General features: G+C 55.6%; 15 protein-coding genes. 6 read left to right on the top strand and 9 right to left on the bottom strand.

Annotation, left to right across the window (positions count from 1 at the left end; translation table 11 throughout):
- Nucleotides 1–80: 80 nt before the first annotated feature.
- Together EUZ85_RS07650 and EUZ85_RS07645 are read right to left on the bottom strand one after the other, a co-directional pair.
- Nucleotides 81–575 carry a GNAT family N-acetyltransferase gene (locus EUZ85_RS07650; RefSeq protein WP_127968736.1) on the bottom strand — a complete coding sequence of 165 codons (495 nt, stop codon included), beginning with the start codon at nucleotides 573–575 and terminating at the stop codon, nucleotides 81–83.
- A 77-nt stretch (nucleotides 576–652) separates the two neighbouring features.
- On the bottom strand, nucleotides 653–1,255 hold the full coding sequence (locus EUZ85_RS07645; protein WP_127968735.1) for a short chain dehydrogenase: 603 nt from the start codon (nucleotides 1,253–1,255) through the stop codon (nucleotides 653–655).
- 102 nt (nucleotides 1,256–1,357) lie between these two features.
- On the opposite strand from EUZ85_RS07645, the gene EUZ85_RS07640 reads away from it, so the two are divergent.
- Nucleotides 1,358–2,278 carry a LysR family transcriptional regulator gene (locus EUZ85_RS07640; RefSeq protein WP_127968734.1) on the top strand — a complete coding sequence of 307 codons (921 nt, stop codon included), beginning with the start codon at nucleotides 1,358–1,360 and terminating at the stop codon, nucleotides 2,276–2,278.
- Between the two features lie 20 nt (nucleotides 2,279–2,298).
- On the opposite strand, the gene EUZ85_RS07635 is transcribed toward EUZ85_RS07640, so the two are convergent.
- The 3 genes from EUZ85_RS07635 to EUZ85_RS07625 form a co-directional block, all read right to left on the bottom strand.
- The gene (locus EUZ85_RS07635; RefSeq protein ID WP_127968733.1) at nucleotides 2,299–2,541 is read right to left on the bottom strand and encodes a DUF6429 family protein; all 243 of its coding nucleotides are present in this window, start codon (nucleotides 2,539–2,541) and stop codon (nucleotides 2,299–2,301) included.
- A 335-nt stretch (nucleotides 2,542–2,876) separates the two neighbouring features.
- Nucleotides 2,877–3,680 carry a 5-deoxy-glucuronate isomerase gene (gene iolB / locus EUZ85_RS07630; RefSeq protein ID WP_127968732.1) on the bottom strand — a complete coding sequence of 268 codons (804 nt, stop codon included), beginning with the start codon at nucleotides 3,678–3,680 and terminating at the stop codon, nucleotides 2,877–2,879.
- 61 nt (nucleotides 3,681–3,741) lie between these two features.
- Nucleotides 3,742–4,881: a Gfo/Idh/MocA family protein gene (locus tag EUZ85_RS07625; RefSeq protein ID WP_127968731.1), complete on the bottom strand. Its 1,140-nt coding sequence runs from the start codon at nucleotides 4,879–4,881 to the stop codon at nucleotides 3,742–3,744.
- Between the two features lie 591 nt (nucleotides 4,882–5,472).
- Here EUZ85_RS07625 and EUZ85_RS07620 point away from each other — a divergent pair.
- The 5 genes from EUZ85_RS07620 to EUZ85_RS07600 all read left to right on the top strand — a co-directional run bounded on the left by EUZ85_RS07620 (nucleotide 5,473) and on the right by EUZ85_RS07600 (nucleotide 10,634).
- Nucleotides 5,473–6,324, top strand: a complete 852-nt coding sequence (locus EUZ85_RS07620; RefSeq protein ID WP_127968730.1) for a MurR/RpiR family transcriptional regulator — start codon at nucleotides 5,473–5,475, stop codon at nucleotides 6,322–6,324.
- 126 nt (nucleotides 6,325–6,450) lie between these two features.
- The gene (gene iolG / locus EUZ85_RS07615) at nucleotides 6,451–7,431 is read left to right on the top strand and encodes an inositol 2-dehydrogenase (RefSeq protein WP_127968729.1); all 981 of its coding nucleotides are present in this window, start codon (nucleotides 6,451–6,453) and stop codon (nucleotides 7,429–7,431) included.
- A gap of 211 nt (nucleotides 7,432–7,642) precedes the next feature.
- Entirely contained in the window at nucleotides 7,643–8,791 is a 1,149-nt protein-coding gene (locus EUZ85_RS07610) for a TRAP transporter substrate-binding protein (RefSeq protein ID WP_241566983.1), read from the top strand.
- Nucleotides 8,788–9,309, top strand: a complete 522-nt coding sequence (locus tag EUZ85_RS07605) for a TRAP transporter small permease (RefSeq protein WP_127968728.1) — start codon at nucleotides 8,788–8,790, stop codon at nucleotides 9,307–9,309. Before EUZ85_RS07610 ends, EUZ85_RS07605 begins: the two co-directional genes overlap by 4 nt.
- A 17-nt stretch (nucleotides 9,310–9,326) precedes the next feature.
- The gene (locus EUZ85_RS07600) at nucleotides 9,327–10,634 is read left to right on the top strand and encodes a TRAP transporter large permease (RefSeq protein WP_127968727.1); all 1,308 of its coding nucleotides are present in this window, start codon (nucleotides 9,327–9,329) and stop codon (nucleotides 10,632–10,634) included.
- A gap of 5 nt (nucleotides 10,635–10,639) precedes the next feature.
- On the opposite strand, the gene EUZ85_RS07595 is transcribed toward EUZ85_RS07600, so the two are convergent.
- The 4 genes from EUZ85_RS07595 to EUZ85_RS07580 all read right to left on the bottom strand — a co-directional run bounded on the left by EUZ85_RS07595 (nucleotide 10,640) and on the right by EUZ85_RS07580 (nucleotide 15,068).
- Nucleotides 10,640–11,419, bottom strand: coding sequence for a crotonase/enoyl-CoA hydratase family protein (locus EUZ85_RS07595; RefSeq protein ID WP_127968726.1), 780 nt, complete (start codon nucleotides 11,417–11,419; stop codon nucleotides 10,640–10,642).
- Between the two features lie 147 nt (nucleotides 11,420–11,566).
- Nucleotides 11,567–12,619, bottom strand: a complete 1,053-nt coding sequence (locus tag EUZ85_RS07590) for a DUF2156 domain-containing protein (protein WP_127968725.1) — start codon at nucleotides 12,617–12,619, stop codon at nucleotides 11,567–11,569.
- A 257-nt stretch (nucleotides 12,620–12,876) separates the two neighbouring features.
- A complete protein-coding gene (gene nhaD / locus EUZ85_RS07585; protein WP_127968724.1) occupies nucleotides 12,877–14,127 on the bottom strand; it encodes a sodium:proton antiporter NhaD in 1,251 nt (416 codons plus the stop codon).
- A gap of 194 nt (nucleotides 14,128–14,321) precedes the next feature.
- Entirely contained in the window at nucleotides 14,322–15,068 is a 747-nt protein-coding gene (locus tag EUZ85_RS07580; RefSeq protein ID WP_127968723.1) for a tRNA pseudouridine(65) synthase TruC, read from the bottom strand.
- Nucleotides 15,069–15,187: the final 119 nt, after the last annotated feature.

Here is a 15,187-nt window from a genome sequence, read left to right as displayed (position 1 = left end):
CCCTATCAACAGCATGCAGGCGTATGTTGATCCGAGGGGGAGTACTCGCCTGCTCTTTCGGGTCTGAAAGCCATGGCCGTTTACGACGCCGGAACGTCGGCGGCGCCAAGCGCTTTGTAGTACAGACCCACTTTTTCGCCGTGATAATCCAGTTCTTCCAACAAGCGCCAGCCACCTCGGCGCATCAACGAGGCGGAAGTCGCCGTGCCGCAATAAAGTTTGTCATACCCCATCGCTAACGCTGCGTCTTCCAACGCTGTCAGCAGCGCTGCGCCCAGTCCGCGTCGGCGCAGTTCGGGCTTCACCCAACCCGCCGCCGCCCAGGGACCAAGATGCGGATGCGTGACAATGGATTGCGCTTTCAATGCCGCCACGCCGACCAGTTCACCGTCCAGGAAGGCCACCATCCCTACCGGCAAAGCGTCCCGGGAACAGAACTGACGCAAATCCGCTGCCGCGTCACCAGGCCCTTTCGGGCCATACCAACCTGGCCACTCCGTCTCAAAAGACGCCGCCAGGGCGGGAACCGCTTCCGGCGCGTCCGCCAGGTATTTCACCACTAACCGCCGATCCATACGCCCTCTGTCTGGCTGTTGAGAACCGCTACTTGCGCCCGAGGCTCCGAGCGCATCAGAGGCCAGAGTATATCGCTCTAACCTCGCAGATAAATCACTTTGCCAGTCTGCGCGCCTTCTATGGATTTTTGAAACGCTTTCGCCACCTTCACAGCGTCCACTGGCGTTTCACCGGGAAAAAACGCACCGTACTGATCCCAGGATTCCGTTAATACTGTCGGGCTGATGACGTTAATACGCACCCCGCGAGGCGCTTCGATCGCCGCCGCCACGGCGAAGTGCTCCAGGGCGCCGTTCACTGTGGCGGCCGCTGCGCCCCAGGCGATAGGATCAATGCTGAGAATACCGCTGGTCAGTGTGAAAGAACCCTGATCGCGAACATATTTCAAACCATGACGCACCAGATTAATCTGCCCCATCAGCTTACTGCGCAACCCAACGTCCCATTGCTCAGAGGTCATTTCCCCCAGCGCCGCAAACGCCAGATCGCCCGTGGCGCTGACTAACGCGTCAAACTCGCCAACCTTTTCAAACAGCGCCTTGATAGAGGATTCATCCGCGATATCCACCTGATAATCGCCGCTGTTCTTGCCGACCTTGATCACTTCATGCCGATCCTGAAGGTTCTCTACAACCGCTTTGCCAATTGTGCCTGAGGCGCCGATCACTACGATTTTCATTGTGCTTTCTCCACGCTGATTGTTGATGAATCCACTTTAATGAAAAACACCTTCGAGATAATCTAGCTAAAAACCAACTCACTGTTTCCATACAGAAACAATATGCAGAACTTATTGACTCACCTAGACCTAATCGCCGCCTTTCATCAGGTGGCGCAGGACGGTAGCTTCACCCAGGCCGCCACCAGCCTGAACAGCTCCAAGTCTCAGGTCAGCAAACAGATCAAGGCGTTGGAGGCGTTGCTGCAGACTCAACTGCTGCACCGCACCACCCGGAGCTTGCGGCTTACGGAAGCCGGCGAAGCGTTGTTTCGTTATAGCACGGAAATTCAGGCCCTGTTTCGTCAGGCGACAGAGGTGGTGAATGATTTAAATGCGGATGCGGTTGGCGTGCTGCGCTTTACCTGTCCGGTTTCTCTGGGCATTTCCATGATGCCGGAGATCCTCAAACTGTTTCGGTTGCGTTATCCCCGGGTAAAAGTGCAAATCGACCTCGCCAATGAGAGCCGCAACCTGTTCGCGGAGGAGTTCGATCTCGCCATTCGCGCCACGCCGCAACCAGATCCTTATCTGATCGCGCGCCCCTTGGGAGCGATGGTGGACGCCATCTGCGCCAGCCCGGAATTCATCGTGCGCCATGGCAAACCGGAAACCCCGGAGGAGCTGACGCGCTTTCCCTGCATCGCCCACAACCAGCATCAGCAACTGAGCCAGTGGAGATTTACCGGTCCCGAGCGCGAGATCAGCATACCGATACAGGCGGAGATCGCCGCCAATCAATATCCCATGATGCGGCAATGCGCAGTGGAAGGGCTTGGCGTCACCAAGCTGCCGCTTTATGAAGCCTATCGAGATATTCAAAGCGGGCGGCTGGTGCGACTGCTGGAGGACTACCCTTCCCACACCCACACGCTATACGTGGTGTTTCCCGCCCAACGCTATCAACCGAAGAAGCTGATTTATTTCAAGGAGCTATTGATAGAGTGGTTCAGCGGGCGCCCGGAATTCTTTCACCGTTTATAAGGCCACACGAGGCTCGGGGATTATTCCTGCTCTTCCTTGACGAAAAAGCGCTGGAACAAACGCTCGGATTCCTGCATGCCGCGTTCGGTCAAAGCGACGGATTTGGTTTTTTCTACCGGGTCGTGGATCAGCCCCTTTTCGTAGAGCCGGTTCATGACCTCCCAATCGAAACCTTTCCAGGCCCGGTTGCCCTGGTGCAGCGTCAGATGCAATAGAGCCAATACGGTTGCGTCAATTTTCTCCTCATCAATCACCATCGTCATCGCCCGATCTCCTCTGTTTCGATAATAAAGCAATCACAGGATGCGTCTGCGCGGCGACCCGCCACAGAATCCAGAACCCATAAAGATCCTGTCGTTTTCAGACAAATGAAAGAACGGCTATTTGTCCGCCATAGCAGCTTATTCGCCAGGCAGTAGGTAGAAGGAAAACGTTCAAATATACGCTACCGGGGCGCAGGCGTTTTCACAAGAGGCGCCCCGCCAAAATAAAAAAAGCCACCGGGACAGGTGGCCGCCTGATTTTTAACATGCCAATACCATTGCCATGTTAATAGGCTAAGCGCCTATGACGCTCTACAGGTCGCAGCGAGAGGGCTTCATGATGAGGACAGAATCCATTCGTGGTCTGGATCGTTGTGAAACTTCCAGTCACGAACCGGTCCCGCCATCACGTTGAGGTAATAAGATTCATAACCATGAGGCACGCCGACCGGGTGGTAGCCTTCAGGCACAATCACACAATCGCCGTCGTACACGGACATAGTTTCATCGAGAGAGCGGTCGTCGTTGTAGACCCGCTGAAATACAAATCCCTGAGCCGGATTGATGCGATGATAATAGGTTTCTTCCAGATAAGACTCTTCCGGCAGACGGTCAGAGTCATGTTTGTGCGGCGGATAACTGGACCAGTTGCCGCTGGGCGTGAACACTTCCGTCAACAGCAGTCGCTCCGCCGGCTGATCCAGCATCAGGATATTGTGAATGCGGCGCAGATTACTGCCCTCGCCACGGTTCATCACCGCCACCTGATCCGGTTTGATCAAACGCACCGGATACTGGCCGGATACCTGGGAAGACAAGCCAAGACCGACTTCCAGATCCGTTTGCGCGCTAATGCGAATACGCATGGCGGGCGGGACATACACCGCATAGGGCGGCAGCTTTTCAAAGGGCGACAGGCGCTCGCCAATGTTCTCGAACGTCTCCGCCCCGGCCTCTAATGTCGCTTTCCCCGCCACCAGCACCAGGCAACATTCAGCATCGGCGAACGCCCCCTCCCAGGTCTCCCCCGCCTGCAACGCCAGCGCCTGAAATCCCACGTATTTCCAGGACGCATTTTCCGGCGTGACATGGATACGTTGCTGTTGCTCCCGTCTGGCTTTGCGTAACAGATGCGACATCGGGCTCTCCTCTACGAACTTATTGAATGATTAATCCTGTTGAACTGCGTCTCGCGGCGCATCAAGCGATCTCGTCGATACTGACCCAGCGGCGCTCCTGATGAGACAACTCCACCGCATCCAGCACCCGGTTCACTTCATAGGCATGGCGAAACTGCGGCCACATGGGGCGTTCTGCGCAAAGGCCTTCCACCAGATCCCGCACTTCCACAACTTTTTGATCGTTGTAGCCCAGACCATGACCCGCTGACACGCAGAAATTGGCGTAATCCGGATGTTCGGGGCCAACTAATATGCGTCGAAATCCTTCCCGCGGCCCGGCGTCTTTGCGGGAGTAAAACTGCAACTCGCTCAACCGCTCCTGATCATAAATCAACGTACCCAGGGTTCCAGTCACTTCGAACCAAAGCGAATTCTTGCGTCCGCAGGCAATGCGGCTGGACTCCAGCGTACCCTGAGCGCCGTTAGCAAAGCGCGCCAACAGGTGAACCTGATCGTCGTTTTCCACTTCGCCAAACTCACCGGGCGCGTTGGCGATGGGGCGTTTCTTGTGCACGGTTTTCAGGTCCGCCACCACTTCCGTGATATCGCCGACCAGATATTGCGCCATATTGATAATGTGAGAGCCCATGTCTCCCAATGTTCCAGAGCCGGAAAACTCACGCTTCAGACGCCAACTGAACGGAGCTTCGGGATCGCAGAGATAGTCTTCATTGTGCGTGCCGCGGAAGTGCACGACTTCACCCAGTTCACCGCTGCGGATAATTTCCCGAGCCAGACTCACCGTCGGATTTTTCGCATAGTTGAAGCCAACCAGCGTCTTTACCCCGGCTCGTTCCGCCGCCTCGGTCATCATGCGCGCATCCGCCGCATTCAGCGCCAGAGGTTTCTCCGAGTAAACATGCTTGCCGGCGGCGATGGCCGCCAGCGCCATCTCTTTATGCAGCCAGTTGGGAGAACAGATATCCACTACATCAATATCAGGATCGTTGACCAGTTCACGCCAGTCTCCGGTTGAGCGCTTAAACCCCATCACCGCCGCTTTCGCCGCCGCCTGCTCAGCGCTGATATCCGCCAGCATATCAAGCTCGATGTCCGCTGAGAGTTCAAATACAGCGGGGGCTGAGCGAAACGCAATCGCGTGCGCCTTGCCCATGTAACCGCTACCGATCAGGCCGACTCGTAGTGTCTTCTTACTCATACCCACCTGCGAATTAGATACCGTCTGCTTAACACGGAAATTGTTGTTTTGATGGCCGCGCAGCGCAACTCCGTCTGTTACTACAGGCGCCGTGATGGCCAATGCGAATCAAGATTAAAACAATCATTTCACAAACGAAACAAAAATTTCAATAATTTTAATTTCAGACAAACTTTTTCAAGCACCCGAAGTCAGCTTTCGATCCCATATAGATAGGCCATATTGCGCCATATAGATAGATTAGAGGCGGAATAGAACAAGCTATCCCAGAAAAGAAGGGAAAATTCCATTTCAATTAATTTTGGAACAAAAAGTTTGAAAAGCGTGTTTTTTTTAAATAGGATGGATCATACGTTCCATTATTGGAGCGCCGTAGAACAACAAGAAGCCAACAAACCGGGGGCCGCATGAACGCCTTGAACCAGCCATTCCAAAACCACATTCACGTTTTTGCGGCGCTGGTTTGTTCTTGCATCGCCTCGCTGGCGCGGCCTCAGCGCAATCTGGAAGTGAATTTACACTCGCTCCGCACTGAAATTTTCTTGTAGGATTGGCGACACTGTATTTCATTTTCATTGCCGGAGAATCGAATTGTCCACCGCGATTAAGCCCACCAACTTACTAGAACTGCAGCAGGCCATCACTGAGCGCTACAACGATCTCAGCAAACGGCTCAAGCAAATCGCGCAGTTCGTCATGGACCATCCCAGCACAGTGGCGATGGAGACGGTGTCCGTCATTGCGGAACAGGCGGAAGTAACGCCTTCCGCGCTGATACGCTTCGCGGCGGCGTTTGGCTACGATGGCTTCAGCGAAATGCAGCAATTGTTTCGTCAGAAACTGGTGGAAAACAGCACCAGTTACCGCGAACGTATTCGTCTCTCCAGTGCGCAACCGGTCCATTCCGGCAAAGTGACCTCCCACGCCATCCTCAACGAATTCGTCAACGGCAACCTGCTCAGTCTGGAGCACCTGCCGGAGATGGTGTCCGACGAGAGCATGGACGCCGCCATCAAGCTGCTGCATAACGCCAAAGCCATTCACGTACTGGGCATGCGCCGGTCCTTCTCCGTCGCGTCTTACCTCACCTACGCGCTGCGTCAGATCAAACGCAGGGTGTATCTGATCGACGGCAGTGGCGGCATGTTGCAGGAGCAGGCGTCACTTCTGGACAAAAGCGATGTGTTGGTGGCCATCAGTTACAGCCCTTACGCTCAGGAAACTCGCGCAGCGGTGATCAAGGCTTATGAAAACGGCGTTCCCATTATCAGTATTACTGACAGCCGGCTGAGTCCGCTGGCGCCTATTTCCTCCGTCTATTTCGACGTGAAGGAAAGCGAGGTGCGCGGATTCCGCTCGCTGACATCCAGTCTGTGTCTGGCTCAGGCTCTGGTTATCGGCATGGCCTACCAGATTGAGCAGCAACAGCTGGGCGACGGCTGACGCCGGGCCGACTCAGGGATAACGCGAGCTTCCCCGCCGGTCGCGCCGTTTGCATCGTCAGTATGGATGAAAGGCAAACCTTATTACTGTTGTGATAACCAGCGTATAAAGTAGAGGCGCAATTTTATGATTCGAATCAGTCTTCTCGGCGCAGGCCGCATCGGCGTCATTCACGCGTTGAACGCCAAGGCGAACCTGAACGTGGATCTTCGTTACATTGCCGATCCCCGGGAAGAGGCGGCGCGGGATCTGGCGGAAAAAGTCGGCGCGAAAGTGGTGGATGTAAACGCCGCCATTAATGCTGATGACGTGGACGCCGTGATCATCGCCACGTCCACCAACACCCACGCGGAACTCAGTCACGCGGCGCTCAATGCGGGCAAAGCGGTATTTTGCGAAAAGCCGATTGATCTGGATATCAACAGCGCCAGCGGCGTAGCGGAACACGTGCAACAAAGCGGCCTGCCCTACTTCGTGGCGTTCAACCGCCGCTTCGATCCCTCTTTCGCCGCCCTGCAACGCGGTCTTGGCGATCTCGGCAAACTGGAGCAACTGGTGATCACCAGTCGCGACCCTTCGCCGCCGCCCGTGGAGTACATCAAAGTGTCCGGCGGCCTGTTCCGGGACATGACCATTCACGATTTTGACATGGCGTTATGGCTGTTGAACGAGCCCCTGCGGGACGTTCACGCGATCGGCAGTTGTCAGGTTGATCCCGCCATTGGCCAGGCTGGCGACATCGACACCGCCACCATTACCCTGACCACCGTGAGTGGCGCCCAGTGCGTCATTCTTAACAGTCGCCGCGCCGCCTACGGCTATGACCAGCGCGTGGAAGCTTTCGGCGCAAAAGGCATGTTGCAAGCGCACAATATCAAACCTACTCAATTGCATCGCTTCGGCGCGGAAGGGGAAAGCAGCGACAGGCTGGAAGACTTCTTCCTGCAACGTTACGCCGCCGCCTATCAGGCTGAAATGGCCGCTTTCGTGCAGGCGCTGGTGACGCAATCTCCGATGCCCGTCGGCGTACAGGATGGCGTTAACGCCTTGAAGCTCGCCAACGCCGCCTACGCGTCCCTGGAACAGGGCAAGCCAGTCGGCTTCTAGCCTCTTAAGACCCCGGGCGTCGTCGACGGACCGGGGTTTTCGCCTCTTGTTGCAAGCGCTTTTGCCGCGATAACGCGACCCGTTCACCCTTCCAAATTCAAAACAAGTCATCAGATTGACGGGGCTCCCGACATTACTTTAATGTAGGACCTGCAGCGCTAAAGGGGTCGATAGCGCGCTCATTCTAAGAACTGAGTTGGAGAAGGAAGCCATGCGATCACACGCCGTCATGCGACTTGGCGACGCCCTGCTTGCGGCCAGGGCGCACAAACAACCCAAACTTACCTCTAAATTTCTAACCCTGCTGGCGATGTCACTCGCCGCCACTACGCTTTTTTTAGCGACATTACTTTTCACTACACTGCTTTTCCCTGCTTTCTCCCACGCGGCGGAAGTCACGCTGCGGATGCATCATTTCCTGCCGGCGACCTCTCTGGATCAAGAGGGCTGGATGGAGCCATGGGCGGAAAAGATTGAAAAGGAATCCGAAGGACGCATCAAAATAAGCATCTACCCCTCCATGCAGTTGGGGGGCAAGCCACAGCAATTGTTCGATCAGGTCAGAAACGGCATCGTCGATATCATCTGGACTCTGCCCGGCTATACGCCCAGCCGCTTTCAAATGACCTCGGTGTTTGAACTTCCTTTCGTGGCCTCGTCTGCGGAAGCGACCAGCCAGGCGTTTCATACCTTCATAGAAAAGTATGCGCCGGAGGAGTATCAGGATGTGCACGTGTTGTCCCTGCATACCCACGCCGCCGGTTCTTTCCATATCCTCGGCAAGCCCATTGAGCAGATCGCTGATTTAGAGTCCCTCAAAATACGCGCCCCCACCAGAGCGTCGGGGGAAGCCCTGCGTCTACTGGGAGCCAATCCCTTGTTCATGCCCGCCCCGGAAGTGCCGCAGGCCATTTCCAAAGGCGTCATCAACGCAGCGTTGTTGCCGTTCGAAGTGGTGCCCTCACTGAAGCTGGACGAACTGGCGGAAAGCCATACCCTGCTCAGCGGCGCTCGCGGCCTGTACACCGCCACCTTCATCCTGGCGATGAACAAGAAGAAATACGATTCCCTGCCCGAGGACCTGAGAGCCATTATCGACCGTAATTCCGGCATCGCATTGAGCAAACAGATCGGCAAGGCCATGGACGATTTCGAGAAAGTGGGAATAGAGTTGGCCAAGAAAAACGGCAACCGTTTTTATTCCATCAAGGCGGATCAGTTGAAGGAGTGGGAGAAACGGGTGAAGCCTGTGCGGGAAGACTGGGTCGCCAAAGTGAATTCCCAGAACAAAAACGGCGAGTATCTACTGCGGCAAGCTGAAGATCTGGTTACTCAATATGAGAAGTCGCGACAGTTATGATTGCGCTGTCGACATATCCCGCCTTGCGCCAAAGCGTCCGCACCGCTGACGCCTGGCTTGCCATCGCGGCGCAGTGCAGCGCTTATCTCAGCGGCGCTGCGCTGGTCGCCATCGTCATGATGGTGACCATTTCCGTGTTCGGACGCTGGTTGTTCGGAACGGCGGTGACGGGCGATTTCGAAATTGTCGAAATCGGCGTCGCTACCGCGATCTTTTACACCTTCCCCGCCTGCCAATACGGCTATAAACACCTGGCGGTGGACCTCCTCATCAAGCGCCTCCCCCTTGGGTTGGAGAAAGCCGCCTGCATGATCGCCGAATGCGCGCTTTGCGCGATCTTCGCGTTCATCGGCTGGCGCCTTGTGCACGGCGCCGAGGAGTTCTTTTCCTACGACGAACAAACCATGATCCTCGCCATCCCGTTAGGCTGGGTGCTGCTAGCCTGCGCGCCGCCCTGCTTTCTGTCGGCGCTGATCGCCGTGAGTAACTTATTGCAGAAATTAGTCACCGATAAATAGCCAAGGACAAGGCCCTTATGGATGATCTGTATATCGGCGTAATCGCCTTCGCCTCGCTGCTCGTGTTGATTTTTCTGCGCATCCCGGTGGCTGCGGCCATGTTGTTGACCGGGGCGGCGGGTTATACCGCCATCCTGGGCTGGGATGCGTTGATGAATCATTTTAATTCCGGTCCTTTCTACCGGTTTTCCTCATATGATCTCGCCGTCATTCCCATGTTCCTGCTGATGGCGCAATTCGCCACCGTCGCCAACCTTAATAAAACTCTGTTCAGCGCCTGCAACTCCTGGTTCGGCTCCGTGCGCGGCGGACTCGCCATGGCCTCCATCACCAGTTGCGCGTTTTTCGGCGCCATCAGCGGCTCTTCCCTGGCCACCACCCTGACCATGTCGAAAGTGGCGCTGCCGGAAATGCAGCGCCATGGCTATTCCAATCAATTAAGCGCGGGCGTCCTCGCCGCCGGCGGCACTCTGGGGATACTGATTCCGCCATCCATCGCGCTGGTGATTTACGCCTTATTGACGGAGCAGAACATTTCCAAGCTCTTTATCGCCGCCGCCGTGCCCGGCATTATCGCCACCATCGGCTATTTGCTGGCGGTGCAGGTTTACGTGCGACTGTTTCCTTCCGTAGGACCGCAAACTCACAAGGCGTCCGCCGTAGAAAGACTGTCGGCGTTGCTGCGAGTCACGCCGGTGCTGGCGATCTTCCTCGGCTTGTTAGGAGGGATTTACGGCGGTGTGTTTACCGTCACGGAAGGCGCCGCCATCGGCGCTTTCGCCACCTGGCTGCTGGCTCAGCTCAAACGCCAGCTCGACAGGCAGGCGCTGATGAAAATCTTCAGGGAGACCGCCGTCACTACCGGTCTGGTGTTTTTCATCATACTGGGGGCGGACCTGTTCAACTCCGTAATCGTTCTCTCCAACATCCCCAATGCCTTCGCAGACGCCATTACCTCCATGCACCTGAGCGCCACGGCGGTGATCATCATTCTGCTGTTGATCTACCTTGCTTTGGGATGTTTCCTCGACAGTATGTCGATGCTGCTGCTCACCGTGCCGATCTTCTTCCCGGTAGTGATGTCGCTGAATTTCAACATGCCGCCGGAGCACACCGCCATCTGGTTCGGCGTGCTGGCGGTGGTGGCGATTGAGATTGGCCTGATCACGCCGCCGGTGGGTATGAACATCTTCGTGCTCAAGTCTCAGGCGGAGCACATCAATCTGCTTGAGTGCTACAAGGGCGTGACGCCCTTTATCATCGCCGATATATTGCGCCTGGCGATTCTGGTGGCCTGGCCCGGGATTGTGCTGATATTTCTCTAAGCGGGTTATCTGCCTTTAAAAACAGCGTCGCGTCGCTCCAGAAAAGACGCGATGCCTTCCTGCATATCCTCGCTGTTCATCAGGCTTTTGATCTCGCTGAACAACTGCGCTTTGGCGACCTCTTCTCCCTGCAGACGCGCCAGCTTAGAAGAGGCCAGGCTACCCTGCACGCCGAGAGGCGCCGCGTTGGCGATGCGCTCTGCGATTTCCAGGGCCTTTTCCAACTGCGCTCCTGGCTCGACCAGCTCCTGCACCAGCCCCCAACGATAGGCGTCCTGGGCGGTCCAGACGTCCCCGGTTAACAAATAGCGCTGCGCATTCGCCCAGCCGATTTCCTGTTGCAAACGTAGTGTGGCGCCGCCGCAGGCGAATAAGCCGCGTTTCACTTCCAATTGCCCGAAACGGGTATTATCCGCCGCGATACGCACATCCGTGTTCAGCATCATCTCCACACCGCAGGTGTAGCAGTACCCTTGCGCCGCCATCACCACCGGTTTACGCAGCGGTTCGCCACTGATGAAAAAGGGATCGATTTCGCCTGCGCTCAATTCCGGCGGCTGTCCTGTCGCGAAGGTCTCCGCCCAGTCGTTCAGCTCCAAACCCGCAGTGAAGTGGTCGCCCTGCGCCCACAATAAACCGACTCGCAAATCAGCTTCACGCTGGAGTCGTCCATACGCCGCCGCGATGTCGTGAAACATCGCCACTGTCAGGGCGTTCATTTTTTCCGGGCGATTCAGCCCGATTAACAGAATATGCCCGCGCTTCTCCACGTTGACCAATGACATGAAATGTCTCTCCTGAGTGATGGTTGAATTCCTTCTGCGCCGTCATGCCAGAAAGACTATAACTCACTTCAGTATCATCCTCGTCGCCGCTTTGCGAGCCTATTGTCTACATCGACGAATTTTAGGCTGATCGCGCCATCAACGGATTTAGCGTCCCAGCACGCCCGTGCCCGCCATCAGGCTCCATAGCAATCGCGGAGGGGAAAGGTCTTTGTAGGCCAGATACCATTTACGCTCCTCTCCACGATAGCGGGTTTTGTGGTATGCCAGGGGCGCAAAGGCGTATAGTCCTGAGCCGTTGCGATACAGCCATTGGCCGAGACGCCGCAACAACAGACTTTCTCCCGCTATTTCCTGCAGGTTATGTAAAGGCGCAATCCCCAGTGAGAGTCGCAGCACGCCTTCCCTGCGAAACTGCTCAATCGCCTGCAACATGGTGTAGTCCAGTAATCCAGCAGGTCCAACGCCAGGCAGACAACGCAAGATATTGGCGCAGTATCCGGTCACCGCGCCTTGCGAAAAGTAAGGATCGAAGTAGATGTATCCCAATAATCGCTCTCCCTGAAAACAATAGAATCGGCGCGTCAGCCATTCATCCTGGCGCTGCGGAGGACGCGTCAACAGACGCAGCTCACTACGCTTCACCGCCTTCTGCCTGAGCCAACGCTGCGAGATCGCCTCCACCTCCTCAGCATCCACCTGCGAAGCGCGCCGCTCCTCCACCCTCAACTCGTGGCGCGCCCCCAGATTGGCGGCGTGGCGTAACTGCTTCTTGTGCTTGCCTCGCACGCAAAAGTCCTGCAGAGAAAAACTGAATTCCACGCCCATTTCATTGACCACATAGCCCTGCTGCGCCAGCGCCTCCGCCACCTTGCTCTCAATGCCGACAAACACCGCAGGACGCTCGCGGGACGCCAGAAAACGATTGAGCAGCCAGGTCAGATTCTGGTCCGCACATACCGGATTATTGAAGACGACATCCACCCCACCCTTCCACCTGTCTAGCGGACAGTAGCTGACAAAACCATGCTGAGCGGAGCCAAAAAACTGCACTCCTGATTGAAAGCTGAAGTAAGCGCTGGACTGGGCGCCATATTGCAGAAGCAGATGTCGGCGCTCAGCTACGGAGAGCGGCGCTTCCCATGGAGCAGAGTCGAAAGCGGATTCCGCATAGAGCATATCGGAAAGGACAGGCTGCATAGACGCCCCCGTTTAACTGTTGTTCTTATAGGCTCCGAGGAGCTTAACAACTGCCTTGATAGGACAAATCCGCCTTTAGAAGGAGCGGACGGAACAAGGACATGAACCAATCGACAGATTTTGATGAACAGGCAAGTTAGATCCGGCGAGCAAGAGCAAGAGCAAGAGCAAGAGCAAGAAGAATAGAAGACGAGAGAAAGGAAAAGGACAGAAGAAAGTAACACCGGAGAACGCCACTGCGCTCTCCGGCGTGAGTTTTACATCGCGTAATGGGCCAGCATATAAACGCCGGCGTAACCGACGGAATAAGCGCCCAGCAGTGCAGGCACGTACTTGGCGTAGCTGCCGAAAGTCAGGCCGCGAACTTTGGACATCGCAACAATCCCCGCCGCAGACCCGATAACCAGCAGAGAACCGCCAACGCCTACCGCATAGGTCAGCCCCATCCACTCCGCTTTGCTCATGGTGATGCCGGACTTGAGCAGCGCCGCCGTCAGAGGCACGTTGTCGATACACGCGGACAGCAGACCCATCAGGTAGTTCGCCACCAGCGGCGACACTTGCGAGTACATGGCCAGTAAGGATTCCAGAACATGCACTTCTTTGAGTACGCCAACCAGCAGCAGAATACCCAGGAAGAACAGCAGGGTTTCAAACTCGATAACGCGGATGTATTCCAGTATTGGGTCGTTTTCGATGTCGTCGTTAAAGAAGCGCGCCACCAGGAACATCGTTGCAAGACCAAACAGGAACGTCAGAACAGGAGGAATCTGGTACACAACGTTCAGAACGATGGTGCCCAGAATCGTCGCCAAAAACACGCCGGCGATGGCCATATCAACACCGCGCACGTCAGTACGGTGCTGCTGCACGATGACATCGCCGGACAGGCCGAAACTTAACATAGTCGCCATAAACATAACGGCGACGAAAGAGGGAATACTAAGCAGCAGCAGATCCAGAATGTCGACTTTATGCTGCAGGAAGATCATCAGTGTGGTGACGTCGCCGGTGATCAGAGCGACGCCGCCGGAGTTAACGGAGAATACTACGAGAGCGGCGAAGCGCAGTGTCTTGGCGGTGTCCATGCGCAGGGACAGAATCAGGGTGACGGAAACCAGGGTCGCGGTGATGTTGTCGGCGAGAGAGGAGAAAACAAAACAGAACAGGCCCGTTAGAAATAAAAGCTTGCGCTCCGATACCCGTTTGGGAAGAAACAGATAAATAAGGTTCTCAATCATTCCCTTTTTGTTGAGATAGGCGACGAAGGTCATAGCCGCCAGAAGGAAAAGCCAGAGCCCGGCTATTTCGGCGATATTGCTTTCCAGTCCATGAATGACCGCTTCTTGATGTTCGGGATCGCCGCTATTGAATGCAAAGAGTAGAATCCAGGCCAATGCGCCAAGGAAAAGGGTGATTTTGGCTTTGTTTACGTGAATCACCTCTTCCAGGACCACGCCTAGGAGAGCGAGAACCGCCAAGCCTATCACCGCGTAATTCAACCACATAACAACAATTTCCTCTTTATTGGGAAGTCTTGATCGCTCCGGCCGCCGACGCCTGGCGATGAAAAAATGGACAATTATTGGAATCAGGCCCCCAATAGACCATACGCACTGTTACTCACAGGCAGGCGGGAATATCAGAAAATGACGCAGGCGGGCGCTATACCCAGGGAGCGCGCCAATGATACAGGTTTTGATTAAAATTTTCGCCACTCCAATGGTATCGAATTTAACCAGTCCAGAGATTCCAGCAATTGCAATACCTCTCCCGTCAGTGGCGCACAGATTGTCAGAGGTTCGCCGCTGTGGGGATGGGGCAAACGCATTTCCACCGCATGCAATAATAGACGCTGTACGCCGAATTGCTCAGCGAAGAAGCGATTATGCACGCTCTTCCCGTAACTGGTATCGCCGATCAGAGGGTGCGACAGCGATTTGAAGTGGCGACGAATCTGGTGGCGTCTGCCAGTTTGCGGATGCACTCTGACCAGGGAATAACGCGCAGTGGGATAGCGATCCACCGCATAAGGCAACTCACACGTCGCCAAACGCCGATAATCCGTTACCGCCGGCTGTTCCGGTTTGTCCTTGCTGACGTTACGGTCGCCCAAACGATCCCAAGGCTCTTTTAACGGTTTGTCGATGGTCCCTTCTTCTGCGGGAGCGCCGCGCACAATCGCCAGATACGTTTTATCGACGCCTGACTCCCAGGACTCGCCACACGTCTTTGCAGTATCGGAATCCAGCGCAAACAGGAGAACGCCGGAAGTCGGCTTATCCAGGCGGTGCAACGGGTACACCCGACGCCCGATCTGATCGCGAAGCAGCTGTATTGCAAACTGAGTTTCATGGCGATCGATTTCACTGCGATGCACCAAAAGGCCGGAAGGTTTATCAATGGCGACGAGCCATTCATCTTGATAAAGAATGCTGAGCGGGGTCAAAGTCCGCCATCCAGATTGTTGTCAGAGGGTTGTCGGCGCGCTCAAGTTGAGGGACTGAGCGAATTTAGTCTGGTCAAACAAACCGGGACCGCTAACTGCGGCCCCGTTTGCTATGGGAA

It is taken from the genome of Hahella sp. KA22 (genome assembly GCF_004135205.1).
Taxonomy (GTDB): Bacteria; Pseudomonadota; Gammaproteobacteria; order Pseudomonadales; family Oleiphilaceae; genus Hahella.
Note: the sequence above shows the minus strand (reverse complement) of the source record. Positions and strands in the feature narration are given on the sequence as shown.